The sequence below is a fragment of the Streptomyces sp. URMC 126 genome (genome assembly GCF_051386555.1).
GTDB lineage: Bacteria > Actinomycetota > Actinomycetes > Streptomycetales > Streptomycetaceae > Streptomyces.
In genome coordinates this window covers 1-296 of record NZ_JBPQTX010000756.1, presented here as the reverse complement: position 1 = coordinate 296, position 296 = coordinate 1, and the positions used below count along the sequence as shown (strand labels likewise).

Here is a 296-nt window from a genome sequence, read left to right as displayed (position 1 = left end):
GCGCACCGCGCCCGAGTACCGCGGCGTCTGGCGGACCGAGGAAGTGCGCGCCGGGGTCAGGGTGCACCGCCGCAGACACACCGTCCCGCCCCGGCAGAGCGCGCTGCGCCGCGCCCTGTACGAGGGCTCCATCCTCGCCCACGGCCTGCTCGCGCCGCCCCGCATGGGCCGCCCCGATGCGATCGTCGCCCAACTGCCCAGCCTCGCCGGCGGGGTGATCGGCGCCCGCCTCGCCCGGCGGTACGGGGTGCCGTACGTACCCGTCGTCCAGGATCTGATGGGCGCCACCGCCGCGC

The 296-nt window shown here is 77.7% G+C and carries 1 pseudogene; it reads left to right on the top strand.

What is annotated here, in order from left to right:
• A pseudogene (locus ACSNOK_RS33775) lies at positions 1–296 on the top strand (glycosyltransferase WbuB); the annotation flags it as partial.